Origin of the sequence: Henriciella mobilis, assembly GCF_003576315.1 — a bacterium.
Lineage (GTDB): Bacteria > Pseudomonadota > Alphaproteobacteria > Caulobacterales > Hyphomonadaceae > Henriciella > Henriciella mobilis.
Map to the genome: position 1 here is coordinate 320,347 of NZ_QWFZ01000003.1, position 26,834 is coordinate 347,180.

Consider the following 26,834-nt stretch of genomic DNA (forward strand, 5'->3'; position numbering starts at 1 on the left):
GGCGGCCTCAGAACGGCTCGTTGCGGAAGACGACAGTGGCCTGCAGCAAGTGCCGGTTACCACTCATATTGGCCAGCGGGGCGCTCATCACCGGAGTGATCAGGTCCCAGGCATAGAAGGCGCGAACAACGACGATATCATCACGCCCGCCCGGGTCGAATTCGAATCCGGTCGCGTCCAGTTCACCGTTTTCGTCAAGCGGGCTGGCATTGTTGGTGGACGTGAAATCATCATAGGTCTTTACGTCGAGCTGGATCTTTCCCTTGCACTCGAACATTTCGAAGACCTGGGCGCAGACGATGTCCTCGAAGGCATCCCGGTCGAAATTCTCGCCGCTCTGCAACTCGCCTGTGCGGATGCCGCGGGCTGCCTCGTTCAGGCCATGCTCAAGCACAGCCGACATGATGAAGATCACACAGACTTCGAGCAGACCGAAAATCAGGAAGAAGAAAGGTATGGCGATCATGGCGAATTCGACGGCGGCGACGCCGCGGCGGTCCTCAGCCCATGCGCGGAACCGTTTCAGCCAGATCGGCGATACAAGTCCCGGAACTTTCTGAAAACTCATGATTTTCTCCGCGCTCCACCCGGCGTACCTTTTGGATGGCGACAGACCTACCACCTCACGGTTTCGGCGCCGTTCAGCCGATCGATAAAATTTCACAGAACTGGCCGCTACTGTTGCCTGCGGCCTTTCGCTTGCGGTGGCAGCCTTTACCTCGCCTTGATCTGATACCATTTTGGGTAGGCGAGCAGGCTTCTGGAAGGACACCCCGATGAGCCACAATCCGGTCAGGCCATGGCGTTCCATCGAACGGCGCGCGTCGCGAAAGATTCGCGTCGGATCGGTCGAAATTGGCGGGGATGCGCCGATTGCCGTGCAGACCATGACCAACACGCCAACCGAGGATGCGGCAGCCACGATTGCGCAAATCGAGCGCTGCGCAGAGGCCGGCGCCGACATTGTGCGTGTCTCCTGCCCGACCGAAGACGCCACAGCCGCCATGCCCGCCATCTGCAAGGCCTCGCCCGTGCCGATCGTGGCGGACATCCATTTCCACTACAAACGCGGCATCGAGGCCGCCGATGCGGGCGCAGCCTGCCTGCGCATCAATCCCGGCAATATCGGCAGCCAGGCGCGTGTGAAGGAAGTCGTAAATGCCGCGCGCGCCAATGGCTGCTCCATCCGGATCGGCGTGAATGGCGGCTCGCTGGAGCGCCACCTGCTGGAGAAGTATGGCGAGCCCTGTCCCGATGCGATGGTCGAAAGCGCCCTCGACCATGCCCGTATCCTCGATGATCTCGGCTTCCACGATTACAAGATTTCGGTGAAGGCGTCTGACATGTTCCTCACCGTGGCGGCCTATCAACAGCTCGCCGAGGCAACCGACGCGCCGCTGCATCTCGGCATCACCGAGGCGGGCGGCCTGCGCACCGGCACCGTCAAATCCTCCATCGGCATGGGCAACCTGCTCTGGATGGGGATCGGCGACACGATCCGCGTCTCGCTGTCGGCAGATCCGGTCGAGGAAGTGAAGGTCGGCTTCGACATGCTGAAATCACTGGGCCTCAGAACGCGCGGCGTGAACATCATCGCCTGTCCCAGCTGCGCACGTCAGGGCTTCGACGTCATCAAGACGGTCGAGACGCTGGAAGACCGGCTCGCCCACATTTCCGAACCGATCTCGCTGTCTATCATCGGCTGCGTCGTCAACGGGCCTGGCGAGGCGGCGCTGACCGATCTCGGCTTCACGGGCGGCGGCAAGGAAAGCGGGAAGATGTATGTCTCCGGCCGCCCCGACCACAACGTCTCCAATGCCGACATGGTCGAGCATATCGTCGAGCTGGTCGAACAGAAGGCTGAACGCATGAAAGCCCAGCGCGAGGCGGACGAGACCGTCGCGGCGGAGTAACGCGCCGCCATGTCCAGACATGCCGAGCGCCGCGAACAGCTCCTCGACAAGGTGGCCGACCACCTGCTTGTTGCCGGTATAGCAGGCTCAAGCCTCAGACCGCTGGCGGAAGCCGTCGGGCTCAGCGACCGGATGCTGCTTTACTACTTCAAGGACAAGGAAGACGTGATCGCTGGCGGACTTGCGCGTGTGGCCGAGCGACTGACCGTGCGGCTGGAAGCCGCCACGGCCTCGACCCAAATGCCCCTGGACCAGCTGCGTAGCCGCCTCGCAGACCTCCTGCTCGACGATGCAATCTGGCCTTACATGCAGCTCTGGCTGGAAATGGCGAGCCTGTCTGCGCGCGGTGAGGAGCCTTTCCGCACGGTGGGCAAGTCGCTGGGCGAACATTTTCTTGAGTGGGGTAGCGCCCAGCTTGCAAGCGCCAATGAAGCGGACCGCGCCCGTGACGCGGTCCACCTGCTTGCCTCCCTGGAAGGGCTTGTCCTGCTGAAAAGCCTCGGTCTCGACGAGGCCTTGCGCGGCGCTTACTGAGCGCGGTTCAGCAGGAAGGCCAGAAAAATCCCAGCGCCGCCACCCCAAAGGATCGCCGCGCCTGCGCCTGCGTGATGGGCCGTGGTATCACCGTACAGCACCGGAAACCATGCGAGTGCCAAACCATCCATCATGACCGCGGCTGCTGTCGCGAAAGATGTCCCGAGGGCGATCTTGTTGCGGCTGATGCCTGCAAGCTGCGGCAGGAAGTAAATGACCGGGAAGAGCGCCGGTATCATCAGGACGTACAGCACAACCCGCCCCAATCCGTCGTAGATGCCTAGCGGAGCAAGAAAACGAAGCGCCAGCGCGCCCAGAAACCACACTATGACGCCTATCGCGGCCAGCCGCCCAATCTGTGCTCTGGTCAGGCCCGCACCGGATCGATGGGAAGCGTTTGGAAGTGGAATGTCAGCCATGGCGAAGTTTCCTTGTAGCAATCGCTACAATCTAGCACTATGTAGCGACCGCTACAATACCAGGATGCAAGATCCCTCCGACTGGCTCTGGACACGCTCACACTTCGACGAAATGTCAGCGGTCGCGGACGACATCGCAGATAGCGCCGTCGGCGAGCGAAAGCGCCAGGTCATGGGCGTCCTGGCTGGGGGCCAGCCGGCGGATAAGCGCAAGGCCCGGCCCGTCGAGAAACACGGTTTCTGTCGCGTCCGGCAGGCCTTCCGGGGAGGCGCCTTTATCCTTCGGGTGCAGCAGCAGAACCGCTGCGTCCTGCCCGTCCAGCGACGCCACGAAGACATTGTTGGTGCGGCGGTCGAAGATCGAGAGTGAGCCATACCCCTCCCAGCCCGGAGCCGTGATCAGCACAGGCCCATCCGCCGTTTCAAACCGGCAGAGCGCATAAAAAAGGTCGGGCGAAGGGCGGACGATGGTCTGCGTCTGCGGCGTCATCCGGGGCGAGGCCGTCCACTGGTTCATCGGAACGCCGCGTTCCGCCATGCGCTCCATCGCCGTCGCCATGATCTTCGCCGGGATGGCGTGCAGCACGACAAAATGCCCCAGCGCTGCTGTTGCCGCAAAGACGAGGAGGGCAAGCAGCCAGCGCATCAACCTTTCCTCTCGCAGGCAATCTGTTCGACACGCGGCGGGGTCAGCGCGGTTTCCGGCGACGCCAGCAGCGCCTCGCTGGGCAGGTAGAGGCGCAGCGTCAGGTCAAATGTCCCGGCCGCCTTGCTGGACACCCATTGGCGGGGCTCCATGCCGCCCTGGTCCGCGCCGATCATGAAGGTCCAGTCTTCCGCCATGCCAAGCGCTTCGGCATCGCTGGCATCGAAGGAGAGGGCGCCGTCCTCATTCATCGGCAGGCGGCTGTCGGCGTCATAGAGTGTGATCGACCACCACTCGGCCGGGAAGCTGCCGCCAGAGACCCGGTAGGCGCAGTTTTCCTTCAGGGCGCGGCCCTTCTCATCAACCGACCGGGTGAAATACACCGCCTCTTCCTTGCGCAGGGCGAGCAGGCCATGGCGAGCGATCCGGGCGCGAACATAAGGATCGGCGGCCTCTGACCCGATTGACCAGTCGCTGCGCCAGTCCTCGATGTCGATGCCGTCTCCGAGCCGGGGCCCGAAGGGCAGCAGGCCACCCATCCAGAAGGCAGAGCCCACCCCGGCAGCAAGTCCGAGAATCGCGGCAAGCAGGAGCGGCAGCACGAAACGCATGAGCTTTCCTACTGCCGCTTTTCGCCAGCGTGAAGCCAAAATCCAGGTTCAGGCCGGGCTGCCCTGTTCCATGGCCGCTGGCCGCCGGGACGGTTTTGGTTTCAGCCCGAACCATGGCCGCAGCCAGCCCACCCGCCGGATGAGATATTCGTGCAGCAGGGCGCAACCACCCATGGTTACGAGGACCAGAAGCGCAAACTCGGTCCAGACATCAAGGCCCTGCCGGGTCAGCCAGAACCCGGCCATCACGATGATGGTCTGGTGCAGGATGTACCAGGGGAAGACCGCCTCGGTCATGTAGGTGAGCGCCGGGCCAGCCCGGTTGAGATAGCGTTCCGCCAGCGCCAGCAGCGACAGGATCGCCAGCCAGGCATAAGCAATCCGCGCCATGCGGGCCGGCCAGATGATCCAGTCCCAGCCGGAGGTGCTGCTGGCCAGCATGTCCCAGTTGCTCCAGACGACCGTCAGACCGCTGCCGAGAGCAAGCGTCAAGACAATCACCGGCAGGATGGCGCGGCGAATGGCGGCCCAAAAGGCGGCATCCTTCGCCAGCAGGAAACCCGTCATCAGAATGGTCAGACTGTGGGCGTGGTTGGCCCAGTCCCAGACGAGATTGTGGGTTGTCGGAAAGTATGGATCGAGAAACAGCCGATAGGCGGTGTGCGGCAGCAGCGGGAGCGCGATAACCATCACGATGCCCAGACGGCCTGCGAAAAGCCGTCCCGTAATCGCTGCGCCACGACCTTCCATGAAGCGTGAAATCGGCCCGGCAACGGGCGCCAGCATCAGCGAATAGACAAGCAGGTAGACAATGTACCAGAGATGGTTCCAGGTCGGGGTGATGATGGAAAAGTCCGAGGCCGGGTTCAGGTATTGCGGATAGAAGGCAAGGAAACCGCCATCGAACTCGCCGCTCTCGACAAGCTGCAGCCAGCTCTGCGGGGCAACGACAAGCACCACCCCGGCGAGGATCGGCAGGCCCATGCGAACCACCCGGTCTCTCGCCAGCCCGCCCGCGCCCAGCTTGGCCGACAGGAAGCGCAGGGCGACACCGGATATGAAGAAAAGCAGCGACAGCCGCCACGGGTTGAGCAGGCTCATCAGCGGCTCGGCGCCCTCGCCCGCATGCACGCTTTTCACGTGCCAGTCCCACGGCACGTAGAACATGCCGATATGGTAGAAGATCAGCAGCAGGAAGGCGATGATACGCAGCCAGTCGAGGTCATGGCGCCTTGTGTTGAATTTGGTCACGGGGCGAAGTCTCCAGTCAGGTTTGAGCCGACCGTGGCAGAATGGCCCCAGGCCATCAGCTGCGAAGACGCGAAACGAGGCCGGGCGGGACAAGTGGCTGGCCGCCGGGACGAGTGGCGGCATGCCGGGACGGGCGGCGCGGAAAGCGCTTCGGCTGCGAACCGGCTTGTGGCAAGGAAGCGCTGATGACTGAGGACATCCGCCACCCCGAAATGGAAGCCGACCGGCGTGCCGACCGGCGAACCTATCTCTATTTCGGCTGCTTCCTGTTTGCCTCGTTCATCGTCCTGTCGATGTCGGACCAGCACGATTTGAGGCGGGTTGGCGCGGCCTATCCCGACTTGCCTTGGCTGTCACAGGCGACGTCCCACCTCGTCGTCTTTGCGCTGACGCCGTTCATCACCTTCATGCTGAGCCGCTACCCGCTCTCGGCCTGGCGGCGCAGCCTGCCGATGCATCTTGCCGCAACCGTCGTCTTCTCGGCCGTGCACATCGTCGCCATGGTCGCCCTGCGAAAGCTGCTGACGCCGCTCGTATTCGGCGTGCCCTATGATTTTGGTTTCGCTGACCCCTCTGTCTGGCTCTACGAATTCCGCAAGGACCTGCTCACCTACGCCCTGATCGCCGCGCTCTTTGCCATGAACCGGCTGGCCGAACAGCGTGGACTGGAAGCGAAAGCGGCACAGGCCGAAGCCAGCGAACGCCACCGCCTGACCCTGAAATCCGGCGGGCGGACCTTCTTCGTCGATGCCGGCGACATCATCCGGGTCCGGGCCGCGTCGAATTATGTCGAAGTGGTCACGCCGGGCCGGACCTATCTGGCGCGCGCAACGCTCAGCGAGCTTGAGAAGCTTCTCGAAAGTGCCGGCGGGCGGCATGTGCGCGTGCACCGCTCGCACATCGTCGATACCAACCATATCCGCGAAATCATTCCGACGGGTGAAGGCGATGTCACGCTGGTCCTCGACACAGGCGAGGAAGTGCCCGGCTCACGCCGCTACCGTGACCGCTACGATGCGCGGACGTGATCGCTTCGTCTGGTGGCGGGCGCTGCAATTGACCGAACACAAGCCCGTGATTTGAATTCCGCGATGGCCAACGGGCTGCTAAGGCTTCGCGCGTCGGAGGAAGCTTCATGAAACTGCTATTGACGGGTCTTGGCTGGGTCGGACGCGTATTTGTGGGCCTCGTCCTGCTGACCGGCATGGCCAATTGCACGCAGCTGGGGCTCAACTATGCCAGCCTCGATGTCGATGGAAAGCCAGCGGCCTACCCGCCGATTGCCGATGACCCGGAAGGATTCCTCGCCGAGCGCGAAATGTGGAAGGCGCGGCTGGAGAGCCATGTCTTCGGGCCCTTCCCCGAAGGTGTTGAAGCCCGACTCGTCAGCCATGAGGTCATCGACGACGCCTATATTGGCGGGCTGGCAAGCCTCGAGGAGTACATCATCGAGATCCAGGGCAGCGGAAAGTCCCGCCAGTTCACGCTCGGCATTGCCTGGCCGCAATCGGACACGCCTGTTCCGGTAATCATCAGCCAGTCCTTCTGTGGCAACCAGACCGCTTTCCAGTACCCGGACATGTCCCCACCAATCGACGAGAGCGTCAGCGACTTTTGCGGCGGTGGGGAGGACAGCACGATGTCGCGCGTCGCGCGGCTGATCTTCGGCCGTTACATTTCCAGCCCGCCCATGGAGCAGGTGCTCACGCGCGGTTATGCCTATGCGAGCTTCTACACCTCCGAACTCATCCCGGATTCGCGGAAACCTGCACGCGCCCTGATGCCTGACTTCCCGCACGGTCCGCGCGGCGAAATCACCGGCGCGGTCTCCGGTTGGGCGGCCGGCTTTTCGGCCGCCATCGACATCCTTGAAGACGACCCGCGGACCGATCCGGCGCGCACGGCAATCATCGGCCATTCGCGTTCGGGAAAGTCGGCGCTGGTTGCCGGCACCTATGACAGAAGCATCGATGCGATCATTGCCCACCAGGCCGGCACAGGCGGCACGGCACTCAGCCGCGACAAGCCGGGCGAGACCGTTGAAGGGATGGTGAAAAACTACCCCCACTGGTTCGATCCTGCCTATCAGGCTTTCGATGCCGAAGGCCCGAACACAACGCCGGTCGACATGCACGCCCTGATCGCCCTGAACGCACCGACCCCGCTGCTCATCGGCAATGGGCGGCGCGATGTCTGGTCTGACCCGAATGGCAGCTGGCGGGCCACGCTGGAGGCCGATCCCGTCTACAAGGCCGCCGGCACGGGCGGTCTCGACCAGTCCGGCATGCGCGAGGCGAGCGCCGATGCCGACCTTGTCTTCTGGATGCGCGCCGGCGGGCACGCGATCACCGGACAGGACTGGGATTTCTGGCTCGACTGGCTTGACCAGGTCATGCCGCAAGGAAACGAGGTGCCAGCCGCCTCGAATACGGCTAGCGTCTCTCCCGGCAATTAGCTGGGAGGAACTATAAAATGCCGTTTCAAGCCGAAGACCTTTATCCTGTCCTCGCCCTTATTGTGTGGACGCTCGTCATGCTGCTCTGGATGTATGCCACGCGCATCCCGGCCATGCAGAAAGCGAAGATCGATCCGAATGATGCGCGCCATCCGGGTGCCGGTTACAACGACAAGATCCCGTCCAGCGTCCGGTCGGTCGCGGACAATTACAATCACCTGCACGAGCAGCCGACCATCTTCTACGCGCTGGTCTTCTTTGCGGCACTGACAGGCGGAAGCGACAACATCTTCATGTATCTTGCCTGGGCCTATGTCGGCCTGCGCGTCATTCATTCGCTGGCGCAGGTGCTGTCATCCCAGGTCACGCAGCGCTTCCTGGTCTTCATGCTCAGCTCCATCGTGCTGATCGTGATGGCTGTTAAGGAAGTGATCCGGATCGTCGCCTGATCCTTTGAAGCATATGAGCGGCGCGGGGGAGCTTCCCCCGCATCGCGTTTCGTTTTAGACGCGGGGTCATGGCCACTATTCCCGTTTCCCGCCTTGAACAGGTCATTGACCGGTTCGACCAGGTCGAAGCCCGTATGGGCGCGACAACCGATGGCGACGAGATCGTCCAGCTCTCGCGCGAGCATGCCGAGCTGAAACCCGTTGCCGACAAGGCCAAGGAGCTGATCGACCTGAAGGCGCAGCTCAAGGACGCCGAGACGATGATGAACGGCGCCGACAAGGACATGGCCGAGCTGGCGACCGAGGAATACTACGACATCAAGGAACGGCTGCCGGCGCTGGAAAAGGAAGTCCAGCTGCTGCTCATCCCCAAGGATATCGACGATAAGGCCAATATCGTCCTCGAAGTGCGCGCGGGCACAGGCGGCGACGAGGCGGCCCTTTTTGCAGGCGACCTCTTCCGCATGTATTCGCGCTACGCCCAGCTGGAAGGCTGGAAAGTGGATGTGGTGTCCGTCTCCGAAGGCGATGTCGGGGGCTACAAGGAAATCATCGCCAATATCGAAGGCGATGGCGTCTTCGGTAAGATGAAATGGGAAAGCGGCGTTCACCGCGTGCAGCGGGTTCCGGAAACCGAAAGCGGCGGGCGCATCCACACCTCCGCCGCGACGGTCGCCGTGCTGCCGGCCCCTGAAAACATCGAGATCGACGTGCGCCCGGAGGACATCCGGATCGATACGATGCGCTCCTCGGGCGCGGGCGGCCAGCACGTCAACACAACCGACTCGGCGGTGCGCATCACCCACCTGCCCACCGGCATCGTGACGACCAGCTCGGAAAAGTCCCAGCATGTGAACCGCGAAAAGGCGATGGAGCAGCTAAAGATCCGCCTCTATGAACGCGAGCGCGAGGAGAAGGATTCCGCGCGTGCCGAAGCCCGCAAGGACCAGATCGGATCGGGCGACCGTTCGCAGAAAGTGCGGACCTACAACTATCCCGAAAACAGGGTCAGCGACCATCGCATCAACCTGACGCTCTATTCGCTCGACAAGATCATCACCGGCGACAAGCTGGACGAGGTCATTTCCGCGCTGATCGCCGAGGACCAGGCGCGCAAGCTGGCCGCCATGGACGAAGATGCATGAGGCGAGAACCTTCAAGGCCCAGCTGGCAATTGCCGCTGCGCGGCTGAAAAGCGCCGGCTTCCACAAGCCTGGCCGCGAAGCGCGCCAGCTGATGCAACATGTTTGCTCAATGAGTGCGTCCGATCTCATTCGCGAAGAACTGTCCGAAATGGATGACAAGGCCCGCGGCGCATTCTTTGACCTGGTCGAGCGGCGCGTCTCGGGTGAGCCCTTCGAGTACCTGACGGGCGTCGCGAGCTTTTACGGTCTCGACTTCTACTGCACGCGCGAGACACTGATCCCGCGGGCCGACAGCGAGGTTGTCGTCGATGAGGCCCTTGCGCGCCTGCCGCTCGGCCGGACGGCGCGTGTCGCCGATCTCGGCACGGGAACGGGCTGCCTGCTGATTGCGCTATTGAAAAACCAGCCCGGGCTGAGCGGCCATGCGGTCGAGAAATCGCCGGCTGCCGCCGCGATCGCACGAAAGAACCTCATTCGTCACCGGGTCAGGAGCCGCGCGTCGATCACCATCGGATCCTGGGAAGACTGGGATGGCTGGGGCGACGTCGATCTCATCATTTCCAATCCGCCCTATATCCGGACAGGAACGATCGCCACGCTCGACGCAAGCGTGCGCGCCTTCGAGCCACATGACGCGCTGGATGGCGGAGAGGACGGCCTGGAGGCCTACCGGTCGATTATCTCGCTCGCGGCGGCACGCCTGAAGGAAGGGGCGTGGCTGGTCTTCGAAATCGGTTTCGACCAGCGTGAAGCGGTCACCGGGCTGCTCGAAAATGCCGGCTTCGGGTCCATTTCCTGTGGACAGGACCATGGTCAGCGGGACCGCGTTGTTGCCGCAAGGCGTTGAAAGCGCAGCAGGGGGCTTGGCGAAAGCCCAAATGCGCGCTAGAGCAAGAGTCGGCCAGAGGGCTCCTTCTCATGAGAATGGATGCCCCGCCAGGAGCAAGCGAAACATCACTGAGTATATTCCCGACCGGGATGTGACGCGAACGGTCTGAGATTACAGACAAGAACGGGATCAGGAACTTAGCGTATGCAACGCAAGCGCGGACGTGGACGCCGTTCAGGTGGAAACAACAGCAATAATCCGAACCGGCACTATGAGAGCACCGGCCCGGACGTGAAAATCCGTGGTTCGGCGCAGCAGATTCTCGACAAGTATCAGCAATATGCGCGCGATGCCCTGACAGCCGGCGACCGGGTGAAGGCCGAAGCGCATTTCCAGCATGCCGAACATTATGCGCGCATCGTTGCGAGCTTCCAGAAGGACAAGCCGCGCAACAAGAATGACGACAACAGTTCGGATGATGACGAGGACAATGACAACACCTCGTCTGACGACAACTCCAATGAGTCGCAGAACAATCAGGACAATTCCGGCTCGCAGGACGAAGGCAATGACGGCAAGAAGCCGCGCGGCCGGGGCCGCAAGCCGAAAGCCGAGAAGGAAGACAAGGATGATCCGATGCGGGTCATTGCGTCGGACGATGACGGCAAGTCTAACACGTCCGATGATAGCTCTTCCTCAGGCGAGGATGACGGCCAGTCCAAGCCGCGCCGGCGCACCTATCGCAAGAAGGCTGAGGCTTCCGGCGAGAATGACGGCGTGATGTCCACACTGGCCCGCGGCCGTAGCAGCGGTGGCGACGACGACAACTCCGATGACTCCCGCGAATCCAGCCAGGCCGAGGCGGCCGCCGAATAGGCCGCAGCCTCAACACAGAAATCACGAAAAAGGGCGCCCCGATCGAGGCGCCCTTTTGTTTTGATCCACTCCCGTCCGGCCCGGCGGGCCCGCCGGGCTATTCGGCGGCGATGTGGCGCTTCTTGTCGAACATGGCCCAGACGCCGTCCGCGCCGTGCCAGTCGCCCTGCGTTGCGCCTTTCGAATACTCGGTCGCGCGCGCCTCGAAGAAGTTGGCATGCTCGACGCCGTTCAGGATTTCTGTCAGCCACGGGATCGGGTGCTTGTCGACACCGTAGATCGGATCGAGCTTCAGCTGCCCCATGCGCCAGTCGGCAATGTAGCGGATATACTGCTTGATATCGTCTGGCGTCATGCCCTGGACTTCGCCCGCCTCGAACGCCAGTTCGATGAACTTGTCCTCGAGCTTCACCACGGTCTGACAGCAATCGGCGATATTGTCCTTAACATCCTTGGTGAGCGCGCCCGTCTCCTCGGCGAAGGTATGGAACATCTTCATCATGCCTTCGCAGTGCAGCGACTCGTCACGCACCGACCAGGACACGATCTGGCCCATCCCCTTCATCTTGTTGAAGCGCGGGAAGTTCATCAGCATCGCGAAGGATGCGAACAGCTGCAGGCCCTCGGTGAACCCGCCGAAGACGGCCATCGAGGTCAGGATGTCCTTTTCGGTGTCGCAGCCGAACTGGCCAAGATAGTCATGCTTGGCGGCCATCTGCTCATATTCCATGAAGGCGCCAAACTCAGAGTCCGGCATGCCGATCGTCTCGAGCAGAAGGGCGTAGGCAGCGATATGGACCGTCTCCATGTTGGAGAAGGAGGCCAGCATCATGCGCACTTCAACCGGTTTGAAGAGCGGCATGTAGTTTTCCATGTAGTTCGCGCCGACTTCCACGTCCGACTGGGTGAAGAAGCGGAAGATCTGCGTCAGCAGGTTGCGCTCCTTGTCGGTCAGCTTGTTCGACCAGTCCTTGCAGTCCTCGCCGAGCGGAACTTCTTCCGGCAGCCAGTGAACCTGCTGCTGGATTTTCCAGAAATCATAGGCCCACGGATAGCGGAACGGCTTGTAAGCCTTGCTCGGTGTCAGCAGGCCGACGCCTGACGTGTTTACGAGTGTCATGGCTTTACCCCTTTCTGGATCATCAGCACCATATATGGTGCCAAACACATCTCTCGAACGCAAGATATATACAGCTGAGGGTTAACAAATTTCCACAGCGAAAGGCCGGCCTGTGGATCAGTATGCCACCGAGACAGACACCGCGCCAAACCGCTGCGGGCCCGCCTGCCGCTGGAACTCCTCGGTCCGGTGCACATAGGTAAAGGCGACCTGCACATTCTCGACATGCACGGCAAGGCCTGCCTGGAAGTCACCGACGAGCTTGTTGCGATCGGCGACGCGCGGCCCGTCGCGGAACGCATTGCCGTCCAGGAACATGTCCCGCAGCACAACCCGTCCGTCGAGACCGGCGAACAGGTAGGCGCCGAGCGGCTTTTCCGGGGAGAAGGTCCCCGCGCCGGAAAGGGCCGGACGGATTCGCGGCGGGCCAAAATCAGATTCGAGATCCCAGCCGATTCGTCCGACCAGGCCCGTGCCTGCATAGGTGCGCACATTGCCGAGCGCGCCGCCACCATAAAAGCCGAAATCCGTTTGCAGCCCCAGAGGCAGGTCCGGGCCGTCAAACAGGGCCATCCGCTGGGCGATCAGCTCGATCCCGGGTTCGTCGCGCAGCTGGTAGTCCCAGCCCTGGGGCTGCGGCGCACCGATCATTTCATGCCAGTTGGTCTGAACGAATTCGCCGAGCGCCGACGGGCCCACAACGCCGAGATTGAGTTGCAGCACGTCCTGGATGTGCCTGTCCGATGCGACGACCGTGCCCGAAAGGTAAAGCCAGCCGGCATAGGGCCGGTCGTCCGGGTCCGGCACGCTCAGCGTAATGTCCTGGGGCGTGAAGATGGCGTGTGAAAGCGCCAACCCCTGACGCAGGTTCCGCCGCTCAAGATCCAGGAAGGGAAGCCGCTCGGCCGCCCAGTTCAAGACCGGGAAGACGTCATTGGCTGGCGAGACGCGTTCGATGCGCACGCCATTGGTGTAGTTCCGGTCCGTTCCGCCAAACAGGTCGTTCTCGGATGTCAGGGACCAGACACCGCGATTGTTCGATGTGTCGCCGCCATCCTGCGCGCTGGCGAGCGGCGCCAGGACAAACAGGGCGGACAGGATCACTGAATGGTGAAAGGATGGCATGGCGGGCAAACCGGAACAGGAGAATTTCCTGCGGCCTAGCGTGCCGGCAGCGCCTCGTCAGCTAAAATTACAGAAATCAGCTCGCGATCGCAGACTGCGCCGCATCAATCAGCATTTTTCTATTGTAGAGCCTAGCGGCGCAGCGTGAAGCTGATGCCGGCAAAGTTCTCGACGTCCTCGCGGCCCTGCATGCCCCGCTCATTGTATGAGATTTCGCGGCGGATATAGCTTACCGATAGCTGGCCACCGCCCTGGGTGAGGGACAGGCCGGCCTGCATGTCACCAACCGTCACCTGGTCACGAAGTGCCATGCTGTTTGTCCAGCCACGATCGCCATACGGTTCATAGACGAGCGCTTCGCCGTCTGCGCCAGCAAAGAAGTACCAGCTCTTGGCTTCGACATCAGCGCCGCGCTGGTCAAAGTTCTGACCGATCCGGATTTCACCACCGAAGCGGCGGGTTTCGAACTGGCCGTCCTTGCGCACGCTCATGCGTGGGACGACGCCGACATCGAAGCCGAAGCCGGTCTGTGCGTTCGCGGCCGACAGTGTGAAGGAGGCATCGAACTCCCTCACTGACCGGGCCGGCATGCTGAAATTGGCGGATTTGCGCGCGCCCTCAAAATCGATGATGGCCGACGCATTCGACATGCGCCTTGCGCTGAAATCCGGGCTGAAGGACACGTCGGCGTCTAGGCCGCTCCGGCCGAGCACCGGTGTAATGGAAATCGACGGTGTCGGGACGGTCTGCGACTGCGAAAGCGAAAAATCAGGAGACGTATGGAGGAGCAGCGCCGGCTCAGCAGCAACGACGCTGGCGGATGTTGGCAGGGCGGCACGCGAACCGGTCAGCCCGGACGCCTGCATCACACCGGCACGACTTGGCGTAGAACTGGCGGTGTCACGAACCTGCAGGCTCGTGCCATAAGCACCGCTCGCGCCAGACTGGCAGCCCTGGCAGGCAATCACGGCAAGTGTGGATACGCTTAAAAGCATTCCTTGTCCGACGCCTCTCATAGTCCGAACTCCCCAGCGAACTTGCATAGGAGAGTCCCGTTTCTATCTTAATGTATCATGAAGCCAGCCAGCCCGGGAGTCCCTTTCGGGTGAATTCATGTTTAACTCGCATAGCAGTAATTCGCATGGCGCAAAAAGGTTCCATGCCCCGTCAACATTACAGATTGCGTGCCGCGCGGCATGGTTAGACAGGGGTTAACGAATTCAGAAAATTTCGACCTATTGAAATTTCAGCGCCGTTGCCGGTTCGCGCGAAGGGGGATAAGCCGGATATCATCCACACGTCTGAGGGGACGACTATGAGACACATTTCCATTCTGGCGGGACTGGCCGTGCCTGCCCTTCTGCTGGCTTCCTGCGCCACATCAGAGCCTGAGCGGCTGGAAGATATCGCGTCGCGGGCCACTGCTGCCTGTCCGGCGGCGGTGGAGCGGTCCAATGCGGCCGGCGATTACGCCTATGACGTCTCGACCTGCGAATGCATTGCGGGTCGGATAACGACGCCGCTCTGGTCCGATGAGAATTCGTCCTATTCCGGCGACCCGATGCCGATCAAGGATGCCAAGGCCATCGCCAGGGCCATCCGTACCGGCGAAACGCTCGGCAAGGGGCTGGAAGAGGCCAAGCAGAATATCTCCGTGCCGTCGGCCAATTCCGTCAATACGTGCTTCTCAAAGTACTGATCGCAGGCGCGCTTTGCGCTGTTTCGGCAGCGGGAAGCGCCCTGGCCGCTCCGGATGGCGAGCGGGCCGCGAAGCTGGCGCAAAGCCTCTGCCCTGTCCTGCAGCCTGGCGATCTTGTCTTCAAGGGGGCCAGCACGGCAATCTGGACGCAGCTTGCTGCGGGCTGGTCTGATGCGACCGACCGGCGCTGGGGCCATGTCGGCCTCGTCGTAACTGTCGACACGCAGGGCGAAGGCCGGCCGGACGCCAGCCCAGACGCCGGAGGCTGTGATGCGGGCATCGTTCACGCCGATACCGGCACGGGCAATCCCGGACAGCCCCCGGGGCCCGGTGAAGAGATCGGCGCCGTCCGGGATGTCCCGCTCGAGGCCTTTCTCGGCGATGTCGACCATGTCGGCGTCTTCCGCCTGGCGCTCGACGCTGACCAGCGCGCGCGGATGCTTGCCTGGGCCCGAGGTGAAGCCGAGCGCCGCACCCCCTTCGACCGGGGCTACAATCTCGACAGCGAGAACAATCTCTACTGTACCGAGCTTATCTGGCGCGCCATGTCGAAAGGCCTCGGCGCCGATGCGGTCCCGCAGAAGAGCCATCGGATGGGCCGCACCTATATCGCCCTGTCGGACCTGTCCCGCCATCCGCTGGCAGAGGAGCTTGTTGACCTCGACGTGTCCGACTGCCCGCCCGGCAGCAACTGCGAACAATAGTGAGACGCGCAAGCGGGTAGACCCCTCGCAAAATCGGTGGCAAATCTTCTCTTCAGAGGGGAAGAAATGCCAAAAAACAGAATAAGAACTGCCCTTAAGTCTTCTGTCCGCATGAGCCGCCTGGCCGCCATTCCACTGGCCGCCGCGTACGTTTTCGCCGCGCCAACGCAGGCGCCAGCACGCGCACAAACTGCTTCGCAGGCCAGCTATTCGGTCGACGCTGAAGTGGCTGCGGCCCTCTACAACGCGTCGGCGACACAGGCCGCAATGGAGCGCCAGTACAGCAAGCAACTGTTCGAAGCGCGCCAGCAGATCGATGCCCTGCGCAAACAGATCAAGGCCGCACCGTCCGCCGCCGACAATTCCGGACGCGTCGAGGAACTTGAAAGCGTGGTTGCCGCCAAGCAGCGCGAGATCATCGACCTGCTGGCGCAGCTGGATGAAGCCTATGCCCGCGAAGTCTCGACGCTGGAAGAAGCCTTCGAGAACATCGCCTCGACGCCGGAAGGGCTCAGGGCGCTCGACATGTTCAACAATGGCGACCAGCTCGCCGCCATCACCGTGCTGGATGAGCTTCGCGCCGCCAAGGAGCGGGCGCGCCAGGCTGAACTGGACCGGGCCAACGCCATGGACGCGCGGTCCATCGCCTACCTGGCGCTTGAAGCCATCGACAGCGGGACCCTCACCACCGCGCAGGTCATCGACCGCTTCGAGGAAGTCACCCGCCTTGATCCGACTCGGTTTCGCGACTGGATGGTGCTGGGTGACCTCTACAAGACCGCAGGCGATCTTGGTCAGGCGAGTGCGGCGCTGGATCAGGCCGAAACGCTGGCCTCGGGTCCGGCAGAGCGCGCCGAAGTCCTCGTCGCATCGAGCGAAGTCGCCATGGACCAGGGCAACCTTTCACGCGCCAAAGCCCTGCTTGCAGGCGCAAGCGATGCCTGGAAGTCGGTGCTTTCGAGCGATCCGGACAGTATTCCGGCCCTTGATGGCATGGCGGCAATGTCAATGCTGATTGGAGAGCTGAACGAGGACCAGGGCGATCTTCGCGCCGCACGCCGCGCCTATGAAGACGCGGAAGCCCATGCCGACCGGCTGGTCGCCCTCGAACCCGACAATCCGAATTTTACCTGGCGCGAGTCAAGCGCCGTGGCCTTTCTCGGCTTTGTTGACGGCAAGGAAGGGAACGAGGCGGGAAAGCGCGAAAAACTCAACCAGGCGCTGGCACTTCGCGAAGCCGTGCTGGAACGCGTGCCGGGCCTGCCGCGGGTGCGGCTCGGCATCTCTTCGATAAAGGCCACGATGGGTGGGTTCGACGCACTTAGCGATCACCGCGCCCTGCTGACCGAGCTGCTCGAAACCGACCCCGGCAACACCGAATGGCAACACACGCTGGCCATCACCAACATCCGGCTGGCTGGATGGTATAACCAACAGGTCGACCTGGTCTCCGCGTCCGACCATTTTGAGGAGGCCGTAGGGCTGCTGGAGGCTCTCGTCGAGACCGAACCCACAAACACAAACTGGCTGCTCGACCTGCAATACGCCCTGACACAGCACGCTGCAGCCTTTGTCGGTTTCGGCGACTACAAGGGTGGCGAAGCGGCAGAGCGGAAAGCCGAATCCGCCTTGCTGCGCGTGCTTGCCATCGACAGCGGCAATGTTCGCGCCCAGACACAGCTGGCATGGTCCCGTATTCGTCTTGCCGGCATGCTGATGGGACAGAAGAAGTATGACGCCGCCAACGCGCTGTTCGACGAATCGATCGCCGAGGCCCGGGCGCTGCAGGAACGCGAGCAGACCCGGACGGCCCATGCCGAGATGCTCGCTGTCGCCCTGCAAAGCTCTGCTCTGCCGCTGAGACTGACCGGCAGGTCCGAGGAGGCCGTCGCGCGCTATATAGAGGCCGAACAGATATGGTCGGGCTTCGTCGCCGAGTCGCCGGGCGACGATCAGGCGCTAGAGGATCTCGCCACGTGCCGGCGTTTTCTCGCCACGCACTATCGCGATGAAAAGCAGTTCGACCAGGCCGAGACCTACGCCCGCAAGAGCCATCTGGCCCTTCAGTCCCTCGCTGAGCAGGCGCCATCGGATATTGGACGCCAACGCGACGTGCAGAAGTCACACTCGCTGCTTGGGAGCATTGCGCGCGATCGCAAGGATTATGAAACGGCGCTCGCCGAATACCAAACAGCCTTGTCTATCAACCAGCGTCTCCTGGAGAATGATCTGGGCAACATCGAACTCACCATGGACGCAATGGATATCAAGATGATGGTGTCGGCAACGGAAACAGACCTGCGGCTTCAGCAGCTCGGTCTGGATTAGAACAGGACTGAGGCAGAAAGGCAGAACATGAACGAGTCGACTGGAGCACAGAAGAAGACAAGGCGGGGCCTGATGTTCGGCATCCCCCTCACCCTGATCCTCGGCGGCGGCCTGAGCTTTTTTGCAAACGTGCTGTCGGTTCAGGACTCTGTCTGCTCACTCGGCTTCGCGCAGCCTGGAATCGCCGATCTCTGCGGGGCCATCGGCGCCGGCGGCAAGCCGACCAAGCGCGAACGCCTGGCCTGGGACGCCCTCGATACCAATAGCTGCGAAGCCCTGCGCCAGCATATCCAGTCCTTTCCTGGCGGTGTCTTCCGCGACGATGCAGCGGACCTGCTGCAGGCAAGCCGGACCATCGAGACAGAACGCTGGGAGCCAGTTGAGCGCCGCCTCGCCATATTTGTCGATGGCGGGCCCGATCCGTCGGGCGATGTGGCTTCGGCCAAAAACGCGGCGCAGGAGAAGGCGACCCGCAAAGCCGGCCAGATGTGCCGGTCCTTTGCGTCGACGGCCTCCTACAAGCTGGATTCGGCCAGCGCCGACGTGACGGAGTGGATGTGTGCCGAGCAGGGCGGCGGACAGGTCTGCAGCCTTGAAGGCGAGGCGGTCTGCAGCCTACAGCTGCGCGGCATTGTCGAGACCGAGACCTGCGGCAGCAGCAGCTGAGTGCGCCTTAGCCTCCGCAATTCTCCGTCGTCGATGTATAGGCCTGGATCGCCTCGAGCTTGCCTGGCCTGAGCACGCTCCAATAGGCCGAACCGCCTTTCCACTGGCCGTCCTTGCGGCTGATGACACCATCGCGGGAAACAAGCCGGCTCATGATCGCCACCCCGCAGCGCAAGTTGAGCGCAGGTTCGTGCAACTTTTCTTCGTCGGCGATGGAAACCGGGCAGCCGCGATAGGCATTCGCGCTTTCCTGTGAGAGCTGCAACAGGCCACGGCTGATGACGTGGCGCCCGTCACGGGTCAGCGCCCAGTCACAGCTCGGGCAATGAGCGCGCTCATCGAAGGAAACGCTGGGGTCGAAGCCGCTCTCGAAGCGCGCCATGGCCGACAGGAGGCCGACCCAGAAGGCGCGCCGTCCCGTATCATCGAGCCTCTCATAGGCCGGGCAAAAGGCGTCGATGTCAGACGGCACCGTCTTCAGAAGCGGGCTGCCGATCGCGTCGATTGAGCCGGCGGCAAGCGCGGTCCACGCATCCGATTGGGGCATGTGCGCCCAGTCGGTTTCGATGCCGGCTTGGGCATCGGCGACGGGCACAGGTGCATCTGGCACTTCCGGCGCTTCTGGCGTTTCGGTCGCCGATGGAGCTTCCGGCGCTGGAGGCGCCTCGGGAGCGGCAGGGGTCTCCGGCACAGGCGGGACTTCAGGAGTCCCGGTCGTCACCGGCGAGCCCGCTGTCTCGACCGGCGGGGTCGGCGTGTCCACCACTGTCGGCGCTTCGTTCGTTTCACACGCTACGAGAATTGCCAGCATCGCGCTTGGCAGGACCAGTCTCTTCACTCCACCCTCCCTTGTCCTTCAGGGTCGGCACCTTAGGGGCGGAACAGGGCGCGGCAACTGAATTCGCAGGACGCGCAGCAAGCATCTTGCGCGGCAGACCACTTGTGTTATCTCATAACACTATGCATGGGCTGACCGCTTCCCTGACCGTGAAGGTGATCTTCACTGCCTTGTTCCTCTGGGTTCAGGGGGCCGCCCTTTATGATGCGGCCGCGCATGGAGAGCAGCCGCACGACCACTATGGTGTCTCCTGCGAGCTGACCTCGGCCGTCCACGCCGAAGTTGCTCCCCTGCCGCTGGCGCCGCCCCTGCCGAAGCCGCCCCGTGCAATCCTTGCTGCCGAGCAGCCGACCCGCGACTTCCGCCCATGGTCGCAGCCGCCTGGCCGCGCCCCGCCGCCGCGAAGTCCACCTGCCCTTCATCAATAGAGACTGACCGCTGCCCGCGCTGCCATGAGGCGCCGGGCGCCATCCCTGTTGACTGAAGGATTTTCCTCCCATGCTTTCCAGTTCCATCCGCCGCACGCTTGCGGCCACCCTGATTGCGGGCACCAGCTCGTTCGCCCTCGCCCATGCACAAACCACTGACAAGGGCGGCGAAGACGAGCCCGAAACCCTGTCCACCGTCATCGTCACCGGTGTCGGCCCGCAGCGCGAAACCGACGAGATGATCGGCAATGCCAGCGCCGTCACGCGCGATGATATCGTGCAGTCCCTGTCTGCCTCGCTCGGCAATTCTCTGGACAACCAGCCCGGCGTTTCAACCACGCATTTCGGACAGGCTGCCAGCCGCCCCGTGCTGCGCGGGCTCGGCGCCGAGCGCGTCCTGGTGCTGACCAATGGCATCGGCGTCATAGACGCGTCCGCCGCCTCGCCCGACCACCAGGTCGCTGGCGACGGTATCGATGCTGACAAGATCGAGATTCTCCGCGGCCCCGCGGCGCTGGCCTATGGCGGACAAGCCATTGGCGGCGTCGTCAATGTGATTGACGGGCTGATCGTCGAGGACCTGCCGGACGAGCCGGTCTCCGGCGAAGCCTATGGCGCGGTCAATGGCGTGAACGATGGCGAGGAGGGTGCGCTCAAGACCCGCTTTGCCACCGGTCCGTTTGTGCTCACCCTGTCGGCGTCCGCCCGCGACTTCGGCGACTATGACATTCCTGGCTTTGCCGAATCCGCGCGGCTCATGGCCTCTGAAGAACATGAGCACGAAGGAGAAGAGACCCACGAAGGCGAGGAAGAGCACGAGGAAAGCCGCGGCACGGTGGAGAATTCCTTCGTGGAGACAAACTCGCTGGCAGCTGGTCTTTCATGGGTCGGCGATAAAGCCTTTGCGGGGATTGCCGTGCGGCGCCAGGAATCGACCTACGGCCTGCCCGGTCACGCTCATGGGGACGGGCATGATGAAGGCGAAGCGGCAGACCCCGCCGAGGAAGATCACGAGGCGCATGGTGAGGAGCTGCCCTTCATCGACCTCGAACAGACGCGCATCGACCTTCGCGCCGGTGCGGACCTCTCTGCAGGGCCGTTCACCCGCATCGCAGGCAACATGTCCTTCGCCGATTACGACCACACAGAATTCGAAGCGCCCGGCGAACCGGGCACACGCTATGAAAGCGATGGCGCGGAGGCCCGGATCGAACTCGGCACGGCATTTGGCGAGCTTGAGGGCGCGATTGGTCTCCAGGCGCTGGACAAGACGCTCGACGCCTTCGGTGACGAGGCCTTCATCACACGGACAGACACGGTCTCCACCGGCCTCTTCGCCTATCAGACCCGGGAGTGGGACAATGGCTTCGGCATCGAGGGCGGACTTCGCTATGACCTCACCGAACTCGACAATGTGAACGCGGGCATCAAGTCGTTCGATCTTTTCTCCGGCTCATTCGGCCTGCACCAGCACTGGGAGTCCGGCTGGTTCGTCGGCGGCCAGGTCAGCCTGACCGAACGCGCGCCGAACGAGAGCGAGCTTTTCGCCGACGGAGCGCACCTTGCCACCAGCCAGTATGAGGTTGGCGATGCCACGCTCGAAAAGGAGCGCGGGCTCAACATCGAGGGCACGCTGCGCTGGCGCGGAGACGGCTTCAGCGCCGGAGCGAACCTTTTCTACACCCATTTCGACGGCTTCATCTATCTTGCACCCGGCAGCGTCATGCATGACGGCGCGCTCGTGGATGAGGTGGACGGCCTGCCGGTCTACCTGTTCTCGCAACAGGATGCGAATTTCACGGGCGGCGAGGTCTATGCCGACTACGAGCTGAATGACGGACCGGCCGGCGCCGACTGGACGGCACGGGCCAGCGTCGACCTCGTATCCGCCGAGCTGGGTGGCGGCGGCAATGTCCCGCTCATGCCGCCGGTCACGTTCAATGCGTCCCTGGACGCCGACTGGGGCCTCGTCTCCGCCGGGGCGAGCCTGTCTGTTGCCGGCGATCAGGACGATCCGGGCGAAGGCGAGCTGCCAACGGACGGCTACACCACGCTCGACCTGCGGACAGCCCTGAACGTCTCGGACTGGGGCATCGGGCGGCCGGGCACGCAGCTCTTCCTGGACGTGCGCAACGTGACCGATGAGGAGGTGCGTTATGCGACCTCGGTCCTGAAGGACACGGTGCCTGCGCCGGGCCGGAATGTGCGTGCAGGTGTGCGGCTCGTCTTCTGACGCGGCGTGGGCTTGTCAGTGCGGGCGGCGGTCGTCGCCCCACTCCATGCCCATCGTCTTCTTCATCCAGTCGGCAAAGGTAGCCGGCTTCTGGAGGTTTTTCGGATCGAGCGTCCCGAAGGCGACCACAGGACCTTCGGCGGTCTCGAGGCGGACGCCCGCTATCTGCTGGTGCGGATTGCCCCAATTGCCCCAGCTGGTGCGTGGATCGAGGATCAGCATGACCTTTCGGCCGCTTGTGCCGTCTACAGCCTTGTCGAACACAAGGCCGTATACGCGCTCGCGGCCGAAACCGCCCGAATGCGCCTGGCGCTTGCCATCGAGCAGGACCTCGTCCCAGAGCAGGTTGCGCCGCCATTGCAGGACGTGCATTTCCTCGTCATCGGTGACGATCTTGATATCGACCTGATGCAGGCTCACACGGACAAGTTCGGCGCGCATGGGAGGTGTCCTTCGATTATCGTGTTATTGAAAAACGATAATTCGAGCGCCGTCAGCCGTCAAGCGCTTTGCGAACCAGCCGCCATTTGAATAGAACCTTTCGATGACAGCTCTCATGCCGGCTCCCGCCAGCAAGCGAATTGCCGCGTTCGCCGCCGATTACGTCGTCCTGGCGGCCTATATCGCCGTGCTGACAGCTTCAAGTTTCCTGTTCGGCATCGGCCAGTTTCTCTCCGCCGGCACGCTGACCGGCAAGATGACCAGCCATGCGATGGCCTTCCTCAGCCTGACCCTGCCGGTCGTGCTTTATTTCACCATCACGGAAAGCGGCGGCCGGGCCGCCAGCCTCGGCAAGCGTCTCATGGGCCTTCGCGTCCTCGGTCCGGACGGCAAGCCGCCTGCCTTCCCGCGCGCCCTGTTGCGCAATGCGATCAAGTTCGCCCCTTGGGAACTGGCCCATGCCGCGATCTGGCACACGCCCGGCCAGCCCTTCATCGACCCTATGGCTCCGGCCAACCTCGCTGTCTGCATCATTTCAATTCTGCTTGTGACCGCCTGGGTGGCCAGCCTAGCCATGTCGGATGGCCGCACGCCCTATGACCGGCTGAGCCAGACACGGGTCGTGAAAAGCGACATGGAACATGCCGTCTGACCGAGGCCTGGCATCGCCAGCGCGGCTTAGCCACGCTGGGAGACCGAAAGGACATTGCCGTCCGGGTCCTTGAACCAGAGGATCCGGACCGGTGCGCCAGGGACCTTCCAGATACCCCTCTCATCCTGATCCATGCCGTCAAAGAGAACGGGCTCAACACCCCTGGATGCCAGCCCAGCCTGCGCGGCGGCGATATCCGTGACCTGCCAGTCCAGCACCGTGAAGGGCTGAGGGGTGAAGGCTGGCACCTTCGAGATGCGCAGTTCGGCGCCAGCCAGCTGGAAGACCAAGGCAAAATCATCCTCGGACACAAGCTTCAGCCCGAGTGTCTCGCCATAGAAACGCCGACTGGCATCGGCATCGGTCGTCGCCAGAAAAATGGAAAAGGGTGCAGATTGCATCATGAAGCCCCCTTTGACCGAGCGGCCAGTTCACGCCGCCGGGCGCTCAACGTAACCGTCCGTTGCGTCATTGAAGAGGCTATCGCCTGTGTGCCCCATCACCAAACAAAAAAGGGCTGCGCCTATAACGCAGCCCTTGGTTACCTGGAGTCTTCCAGTGACGCGTCTTACCGGCCCGTCAGGCGCAGGAAGCGGTCTCGCATATCCTTGTCGGTCTTGAACACGCCCGTGAACTGGGTCGTGATCGTCGAGACGTTCGGATGGTGTACACCGCGCGTCGTCATGCACTGGTGGACGGCATCGATCATCACGGCGACGCCCGACGGGGCGAGGCTGTCGGTGATCGCGTCGCAGATCTGCGCAGTCATGGTTTCCTGGGTCTGCAGGCGCTTGGCGTAGATCTCGACGACGCGTGCAAGCTTCGAGATGCCGACCACGGCCTGCGTTGGCATGTAGGCGACCCAGGCCTTGCCAAGGAACGGCGCCATGTGGTGCTCACAATGGCTCTCGACGTCGATGTCGCGCAGCATGACCATGTCGTCATAGCCCTGCACATCCTCGAAGGTGCGCGAAAGGTATTTCACCGGGTCTTCGTCATAACCCTGGAACCATTCGCGATAGGCGTTGACGACGCGCTTGGGCGTGTCGAGCAGGCCTTCACGGCGCGGATCGTCGCCCGCCCATGCGAGCAGCGTGCGAACAGCCGCTTCGGCTTCTTCCTGCGAAGGGCGCGTCAGCGGCTCTCCCTTGGCGAGTTCTTTGTCAGTCGTGATGGCATCCATCGCCATGGTTCATTCCTGTTCTGAGGGACGGGGGTCGAGCCAGATGTTCTGTGGGTGAGCCCTATTACCACCCCAATACCGGACTTAACGCCCGCCCGAGTTGTACCCTCAGGGCGTATACTGGGACATAGGGCAATTGGATCACATTTTCCAGAAAAACGCTGTGTTGCCTTGGCGTCAGGCCTGAGTCAGGCTGCCAATAAAGCGCTTGGACGGCGCGGACCTCAGGCTTATAAGGGGCGCGCTGAAAGGAAACCGGAATGGCGATTGCCGCTCGCAGCTTGTGTTGTCGTATCGTTTGATGCACCGGACATCGAGAGATGTCCGCCCGTTCCGCCTAAATTTACCTTCCTGACGCTAGAAGACCTTCATGACCATCAAACTCTACAACACGCTGGGGCGTGCGAAGCAGAATTTCATTCCGCAGGATCCTTCGCGGGTGACGCTCTATGTCTGCGGACCGACGGTCTATAATTACGCCCATATCGGCAATGCGCGGCCGGCTGTCGTCTTCGACGTGCTGTTCCGGCTGCTGCGCCAGACCTATGGCGAGGCGCATGTCGTTTATGCACGCAACATTACCGATGTCGAAGACAAGATCATCGCCCGCTCACTGCAGGATGGGACACCGATCCCCGAGATCACACGGACCTATGCCGACATCTACAATGCTGATCTCGCCGCGCTGAACGTCCTGCCGCCAACCATCGAACCGTGGGCGACGAAACATATCGACGGGATGATCAGGATGACCCAGCAGCTGGTGAAGAAGGGCTATGCCTACACCGCACCGTCTGGCGTCTTTTTCGATGTCGCGCAGATGGAGGATTACGGCAAACTGTCCGGGCGCAATATCGAGGACAATGAAGCCGGCGCACGCGTTGCCGTCTCGGACGAAAAGCGCAATCCGGCTGATTTTGCGCTCTGGAAGTTCGCCAAGCCCGGCGAGCCGGACGATGCGATCTGGGACAGCCCCTGGGGCCGCGGGCGGCCAGGCTGGCATATCGAGTGCTCGGCCATGATCGCCGCGCATCTCGGCAAGACAATCGATATCCATGCTGGCGGGATCGACCTGCAATTCCCTCACCATGAGAACGAGATCGCCCAGTCCGAATGCGCGCATGGCGAGCCGATGGCGCGCTACTGGCTGCACAATGGCTTCCTCGACATGGACGGGGAGAAAATGTCGAAGTCGCTGGGCAATGTGAAGCTGATCCACGAGCTGCTTGAGCAATGGCCAGGCGAGGTGCTGCGCATGGCGCTGCTGTCTGGCCATTACCGCGCCCCGCTCGACTGGACGGGCGACCTGCTGGAGCAGGCGAAGGCGACGCTCGGTCGGATCTATGGCGCGCTGCGCCGGGTCTGGGAGGCCGAAGGCGGCGTGGCAAGAGATGGCGCGGTTCTGAAGGCGCTGAGCGATGATCTCAATACACCGATCGCCCTGGCCGAGCTTTCGCGGCTGGCCGGCGAAGCGAACCAGGCTGCCGACGCAAAAGACACGGCCCGTATGGCGCAGGCCCGCGCCGACCTGCTGGCGGCCGGCAAACTGCTCGGCCTGCTGAGCCAGACTCCGGGCGAATGGGAACAGGGCGGCAGTGTCGATGACAAGGCCCGTATCGATGCCCTCGTCCAGGCCCGCATCGATGCGCGCGCCGCGAAAAACTGGGCCGAAGCGGACCGCATCCGCAACCAGCTCGCCGAGGAAGGCGTTGAGATCATGGACGGGCCGCAGGGCTCGACGTGGCGGCGCGTTTAGGAGCAGGCGCCGGTACGCCGGGCCGAAATCGTGCCCCAGATATCCTTCAGCGCTCCATTCTTCAGGCGGATCTTCTGCGGTCCCGCCATCAAAAAGTAGTCGCTTTGCCGCTCCATCGTGTAGCTGGCGCTCTGTAGCGTACCTTTGGCGCAGACCATGTCGAAAGTGATTGTGTTGCCGACACTCTGGACGTTTGACTGAACGCACTCCGCACCGCCCGCGAACGCGGCCGCCAGCTCTGACGGCGAATTGCGGGTCTCCGCTTCACTCATGCAGCCGCTAAACTCATCCGTCACGATCGCTTCGCCGCCCTCGGCAAGGCTCATCGTAACCGTCGCCTCCCAGTTTCCAGCCGTGAATTTGACGGGGTCGGCATTTGACGTGGCCACAAAATAAATGGACGCCAAAAAAATCACAGATGCTCTGAGCGTCATCGAGTTTCTCATCCTCCGCACATCCACCTCACCTGAGTGTTAAGGAGAAAGGCGTAGCAGGCAAGGGTGAGAGCGGCTTGCAGGGGTCGACGGCGCGAT

Annotated in this window: 29 protein-coding genes; 16 read left to right on the forward strand and 13 right to left on the reverse strand. The window is 62.6% G+C overall.

The annotated features are described in order from the left end of the window. Positions 1-7: 7 nt before the first annotated feature. A complete protein-coding gene (locus tag D1227_RS01605; RefSeq protein WP_119375456.1) occupies positions 8-568 on the reverse strand; it encodes a TadE/TadG family type IV pilus assembly protein in 561 nt (186 codons plus the stop codon). Between the two features lie 208 nt (positions 569-776). On the opposite strand from D1227_RS01605, the gene ispG reads away from it, so the two are divergent. Both ispG and D1227_RS01615 read left to right on the forward strand, forming a co-directional pair. Then, on the forward strand, positions 777-1,913 hold the full coding sequence (gene ispG / locus D1227_RS01610) for a flavodoxin-dependent (E)-4-hydroxy-3-methylbut-2-enyl-diphosphate synthase (RefSeq protein WP_119403546.1): 1,137 nt from the start codon (positions 777-779) through the stop codon (positions 1,911-1,913). A 9-nt stretch (positions 1,914-1,922) separates the two neighbouring features. After that, positions 1,923-2,447 carry a TetR/AcrR family transcriptional regulator gene (locus D1227_RS01615; protein ID WP_119403547.1) on the forward strand — a complete coding sequence of 175 codons (525 nt, stop codon included), beginning with the start codon at positions 1,923-1,925 and terminating at the stop codon, positions 2,445-2,447. On the opposite strand, the gene D1227_RS01620 is transcribed toward D1227_RS01615, so the two are convergent. The 4 genes from D1227_RS01620 to D1227_RS01635 all read right to left on the reverse strand — a co-directional run bounded on the left by D1227_RS01620 (position 2,441) and on the right by D1227_RS01635 (position 5,374). After that, positions 2,441-2,866: a hypothetical protein gene (locus tag D1227_RS01620; RefSeq protein ID WP_119403548.1), complete on the reverse strand. Its 426-nt coding sequence runs from the start codon at positions 2,864-2,866 to the stop codon at positions 2,441-2,443. The genes D1227_RS01615 and D1227_RS01620 overlap by 7 nt on opposite strands. A gap of 115 nt (positions 2,867-2,981) precedes the next feature. Further along, positions 2,982-3,512, reverse strand: a complete 531-nt coding sequence (locus tag D1227_RS01625; protein ID WP_119403549.1) for a DUF1254 domain-containing protein — start codon at positions 3,510-3,512, stop codon at positions 2,982-2,984. Beyond that, on the reverse strand, positions 3,512-4,123 hold the full coding sequence (locus tag D1227_RS01630; protein WP_119403550.1) for a DUF1214 domain-containing protein: 612 nt from the start codon (positions 4,121-4,123) through the stop codon (positions 3,512-3,514). The genes D1227_RS01625 and D1227_RS01630 overlap by 1 nt, the downstream gene beginning before the upstream one ends. Before the next feature lie 48 nt (positions 4,124-4,171). Then, on the reverse strand, positions 4,172-5,374 hold the full coding sequence (locus tag D1227_RS01635) for an acyltransferase family protein (protein WP_119403551.1): 1,203 nt from the start codon (positions 5,372-5,374) through the stop codon (positions 4,172-4,174). Between the two features lie 185 nt (positions 5,375-5,559). Between D1227_RS01635 and D1227_RS01640 the strand changes: the two genes are divergently transcribed. The 6 genes from D1227_RS01640 to D1227_RS01665 all read left to right on the forward strand — a co-directional run bounded on the left by D1227_RS01640 (position 5,560) and on the right by D1227_RS01665 (position 11,128). Further along, a complete protein-coding gene (locus D1227_RS01640; protein WP_158586538.1) occupies positions 5,560-6,402 on the forward strand; it encodes a LytR/AlgR family response regulator transcription factor in 843 nt (280 codons plus the stop codon). 107 nt (positions 6,403-6,509) lie between these two features. Continuing rightward, a complete protein-coding gene (locus D1227_RS01645; protein WP_119403553.1) occupies positions 6,510-7,829 on the forward strand; it encodes an alpha/beta hydrolase family protein in 1,320 nt (439 codons plus the stop codon). Positions 7,830-7,846: 17 nt separating this feature from the next. Further along, entirely contained in the window at positions 7,847-8,278 is a 432-nt protein-coding gene (locus tag D1227_RS01650; protein ID WP_119403554.1) for an MAPEG family protein, read from the forward strand. Positions 8,279-8,346: 68 nt separating this feature from the next. Next, complete coding sequence (prfA, locus tag D1227_RS01655) at positions 8,347-9,423, forward strand: peptide chain release factor 1 (protein WP_119403555.1); 1,077 nt, start codon at positions 8,347-8,349, stop codon at positions 9,421-9,423. Further along, positions 9,416-10,270 (forward strand): peptide chain release factor N(5)-glutamine methyltransferase, encoded by an 855-nt coding sequence (prmC, locus tag D1227_RS01660; RefSeq protein WP_119403556.1) that lies wholly within the window; start codon positions 9,416-9,418, stop codon positions 10,268-10,270. Before prfA ends, prmC begins: the two co-directional genes overlap by 8 nt. Before the next feature lie 186 nt (positions 10,271-10,456). Continuing rightward, positions 10,457-11,128 (forward strand): DUF4167 domain-containing protein, encoded by a 672-nt coding sequence (locus D1227_RS01665; RefSeq protein ID WP_119403557.1) that lies wholly within the window; start codon positions 10,457-10,459, stop codon positions 11,126-11,128. Positions 11,129-11,225: 97 nt separating this feature from the next. On the opposite strand, the gene D1227_RS01670 is transcribed toward D1227_RS01665, so the two are convergent. The 3 genes from D1227_RS01670 to D1227_RS01680 form a co-directional block, all read right to left on the reverse strand. Beyond that, positions 11,226-12,248, reverse strand: a complete 1,023-nt coding sequence (locus tag D1227_RS01670; protein ID WP_119375470.1) for a ribonucleotide-diphosphate reductase subunit beta — start codon at positions 12,246-12,248, stop codon at positions 11,226-11,228. A gap of 117 nt (positions 12,249-12,365) precedes the next feature. Next, entirely contained in the window at positions 12,366-13,373 is a 1,008-nt protein-coding gene (locus D1227_RS01675; RefSeq protein ID WP_119403558.1) for a lipid A deacylase LpxR family protein, read from the reverse strand. Between the two features lie 131 nt (positions 13,374-13,504). After that, positions 13,505-14,368: a lipid A-modifier LpxR family protein gene (locus D1227_RS01680; RefSeq protein ID WP_158586539.1), complete on the reverse strand. Its 864-nt coding sequence runs from the start codon at positions 14,366-14,368 to the stop codon at positions 13,505-13,507. 320 nt (positions 14,369-14,688) lie between these two features. On the opposite strand from D1227_RS01680, the gene D1227_RS01685 reads away from it, so the two are divergent. The 4 genes from D1227_RS01685 to D1227_RS01700 all read left to right on the forward strand — a co-directional run bounded on the left by D1227_RS01685 (position 14,689) and on the right by D1227_RS01700 (position 18,770). Next, the gene (locus D1227_RS01685) at positions 14,689-15,072 is read left to right on the forward strand and encodes a hypothetical protein (protein ID WP_119375473.1); all 384 of its coding nucleotides are present in this window, start codon (positions 14,689-14,691) and stop codon (positions 15,070-15,072) included. Continuing rightward, a complete protein-coding gene (locus D1227_RS01690; protein WP_119403559.1) occupies positions 15,054-15,776 on the forward strand; it encodes a YiiX/YebB-like N1pC/P60 family cysteine hydrolase in 723 nt (240 codons plus the stop codon). The genes D1227_RS01685 and D1227_RS01690 overlap by 19 nt, the downstream gene beginning before the upstream one ends. A gap of 111 nt (positions 15,777-15,887) precedes the next feature. Then, positions 15,888-18,104, forward strand: a complete 2,217-nt coding sequence (locus tag D1227_RS01695) for a tetratricopeptide repeat protein (RefSeq protein WP_158586540.1) — start codon at positions 15,888-15,890, stop codon at positions 18,102-18,104. 27 nt (positions 18,105-18,131) lie between these two features. Continuing rightward, positions 18,132-18,770, forward strand: a complete 639-nt coding sequence (locus tag D1227_RS01700) for a hypothetical protein (protein ID WP_119403561.1) — start codon at positions 18,132-18,134, stop codon at positions 18,768-18,770. Positions 18,771-18,777: 7 nt separating this feature from the next. Here D1227_RS01700 and D1227_RS20310 read toward each other — a convergent pair whose 3' ends face one another. Continuing rightward, on the reverse strand, positions 18,778-19,608 hold the full coding sequence (locus D1227_RS20310; protein ID WP_147373248.1) for a transglycosylase SLT domain-containing protein: 831 nt from the start codon (positions 19,606-19,608) through the stop codon (positions 18,778-18,780). Positions 19,609-19,730: 122 nt separating this feature from the next. Here D1227_RS20310 and D1227_RS01715 point away from each other — a divergent pair, with 122 nt between their 5' ends. Beyond that, positions 19,731-20,036 (forward strand): hypothetical protein, encoded by a 306-nt coding sequence (locus D1227_RS01715; protein ID WP_119403563.1) that lies wholly within the window; start codon positions 19,731-19,733, stop codon positions 20,034-20,036. A gap of 70 nt (positions 20,037-20,106) precedes the next feature. Further along, positions 20,107-22,269 (forward strand): TonB-dependent receptor, encoded by a 2,163-nt coding sequence (locus D1227_RS01720; RefSeq protein ID WP_119403564.1) that lies wholly within the window; start codon positions 20,107-20,109, stop codon positions 22,267-22,269. Between the two features lie 15 nt (positions 22,270-22,284). Here D1227_RS01720 and D1227_RS01725 read toward each other — a convergent pair whose 3' ends face one another. Further along, a complete protein-coding gene (locus tag D1227_RS01725) occupies positions 22,285-22,710 on the reverse strand; it encodes a hypothetical protein (protein WP_119375480.1) in 426 nt (141 codons plus the stop codon). Between the two features lie 103 nt (positions 22,711-22,813). Here D1227_RS01725 and D1227_RS01730 point away from each other — a divergent pair, with 103 nt between their 5' ends. Continuing rightward, a complete protein-coding gene (locus D1227_RS01730) occupies positions 22,814-23,362 on the forward strand; it encodes an RDD family protein (protein WP_119403565.1) in 549 nt (182 codons plus the stop codon). Between the two features lie 26 nt (positions 23,363-23,388). On the opposite strand, the gene D1227_RS01735 is transcribed toward D1227_RS01730, so the two are convergent. Next, entirely contained in the window at positions 23,389-23,766 is a 378-nt protein-coding gene (locus D1227_RS01735; RefSeq protein WP_119375482.1) for a VOC family protein, read from the reverse strand. 164 nt (positions 23,767-23,930) lie between these two features. Next, the gene (gene folE, locus D1227_RS01740) at positions 23,931-24,545 is read right to left on the reverse strand and encodes a GTP cyclohydrolase I FolE (protein WP_119376049.1); all 615 of its coding nucleotides are present in this window, start codon (positions 24,543-24,545) and stop codon (positions 23,931-23,933) included. A 370-nt stretch (positions 24,546-24,915) separates the two neighbouring features. Between folE and cysS the strand changes: the two genes are divergently transcribed. Next, positions 24,916-26,301: a cysteine--tRNA ligase gene (gene cysS, locus D1227_RS01745; protein ID WP_119403566.1), complete on the forward strand. Its 1,386-nt coding sequence runs from the start codon at positions 24,916-24,918 to the stop codon at positions 26,299-26,301. Here cysS and D1227_RS01750 read toward each other — a convergent pair. Continuing rightward, positions 26,298-26,747 carry a DUF3617 domain-containing protein gene (locus tag D1227_RS01750; protein WP_119375484.1) on the reverse strand — a complete coding sequence of 150 codons (450 nt, stop codon included), beginning with the start codon at positions 26,745-26,747 and terminating at the stop codon, positions 26,298-26,300. The two genes, cysS and D1227_RS01750, sit on opposite strands and share 4 nt — an antisense overlap. Positions 26,748-26,834: the final 87 nt, after the last annotated feature.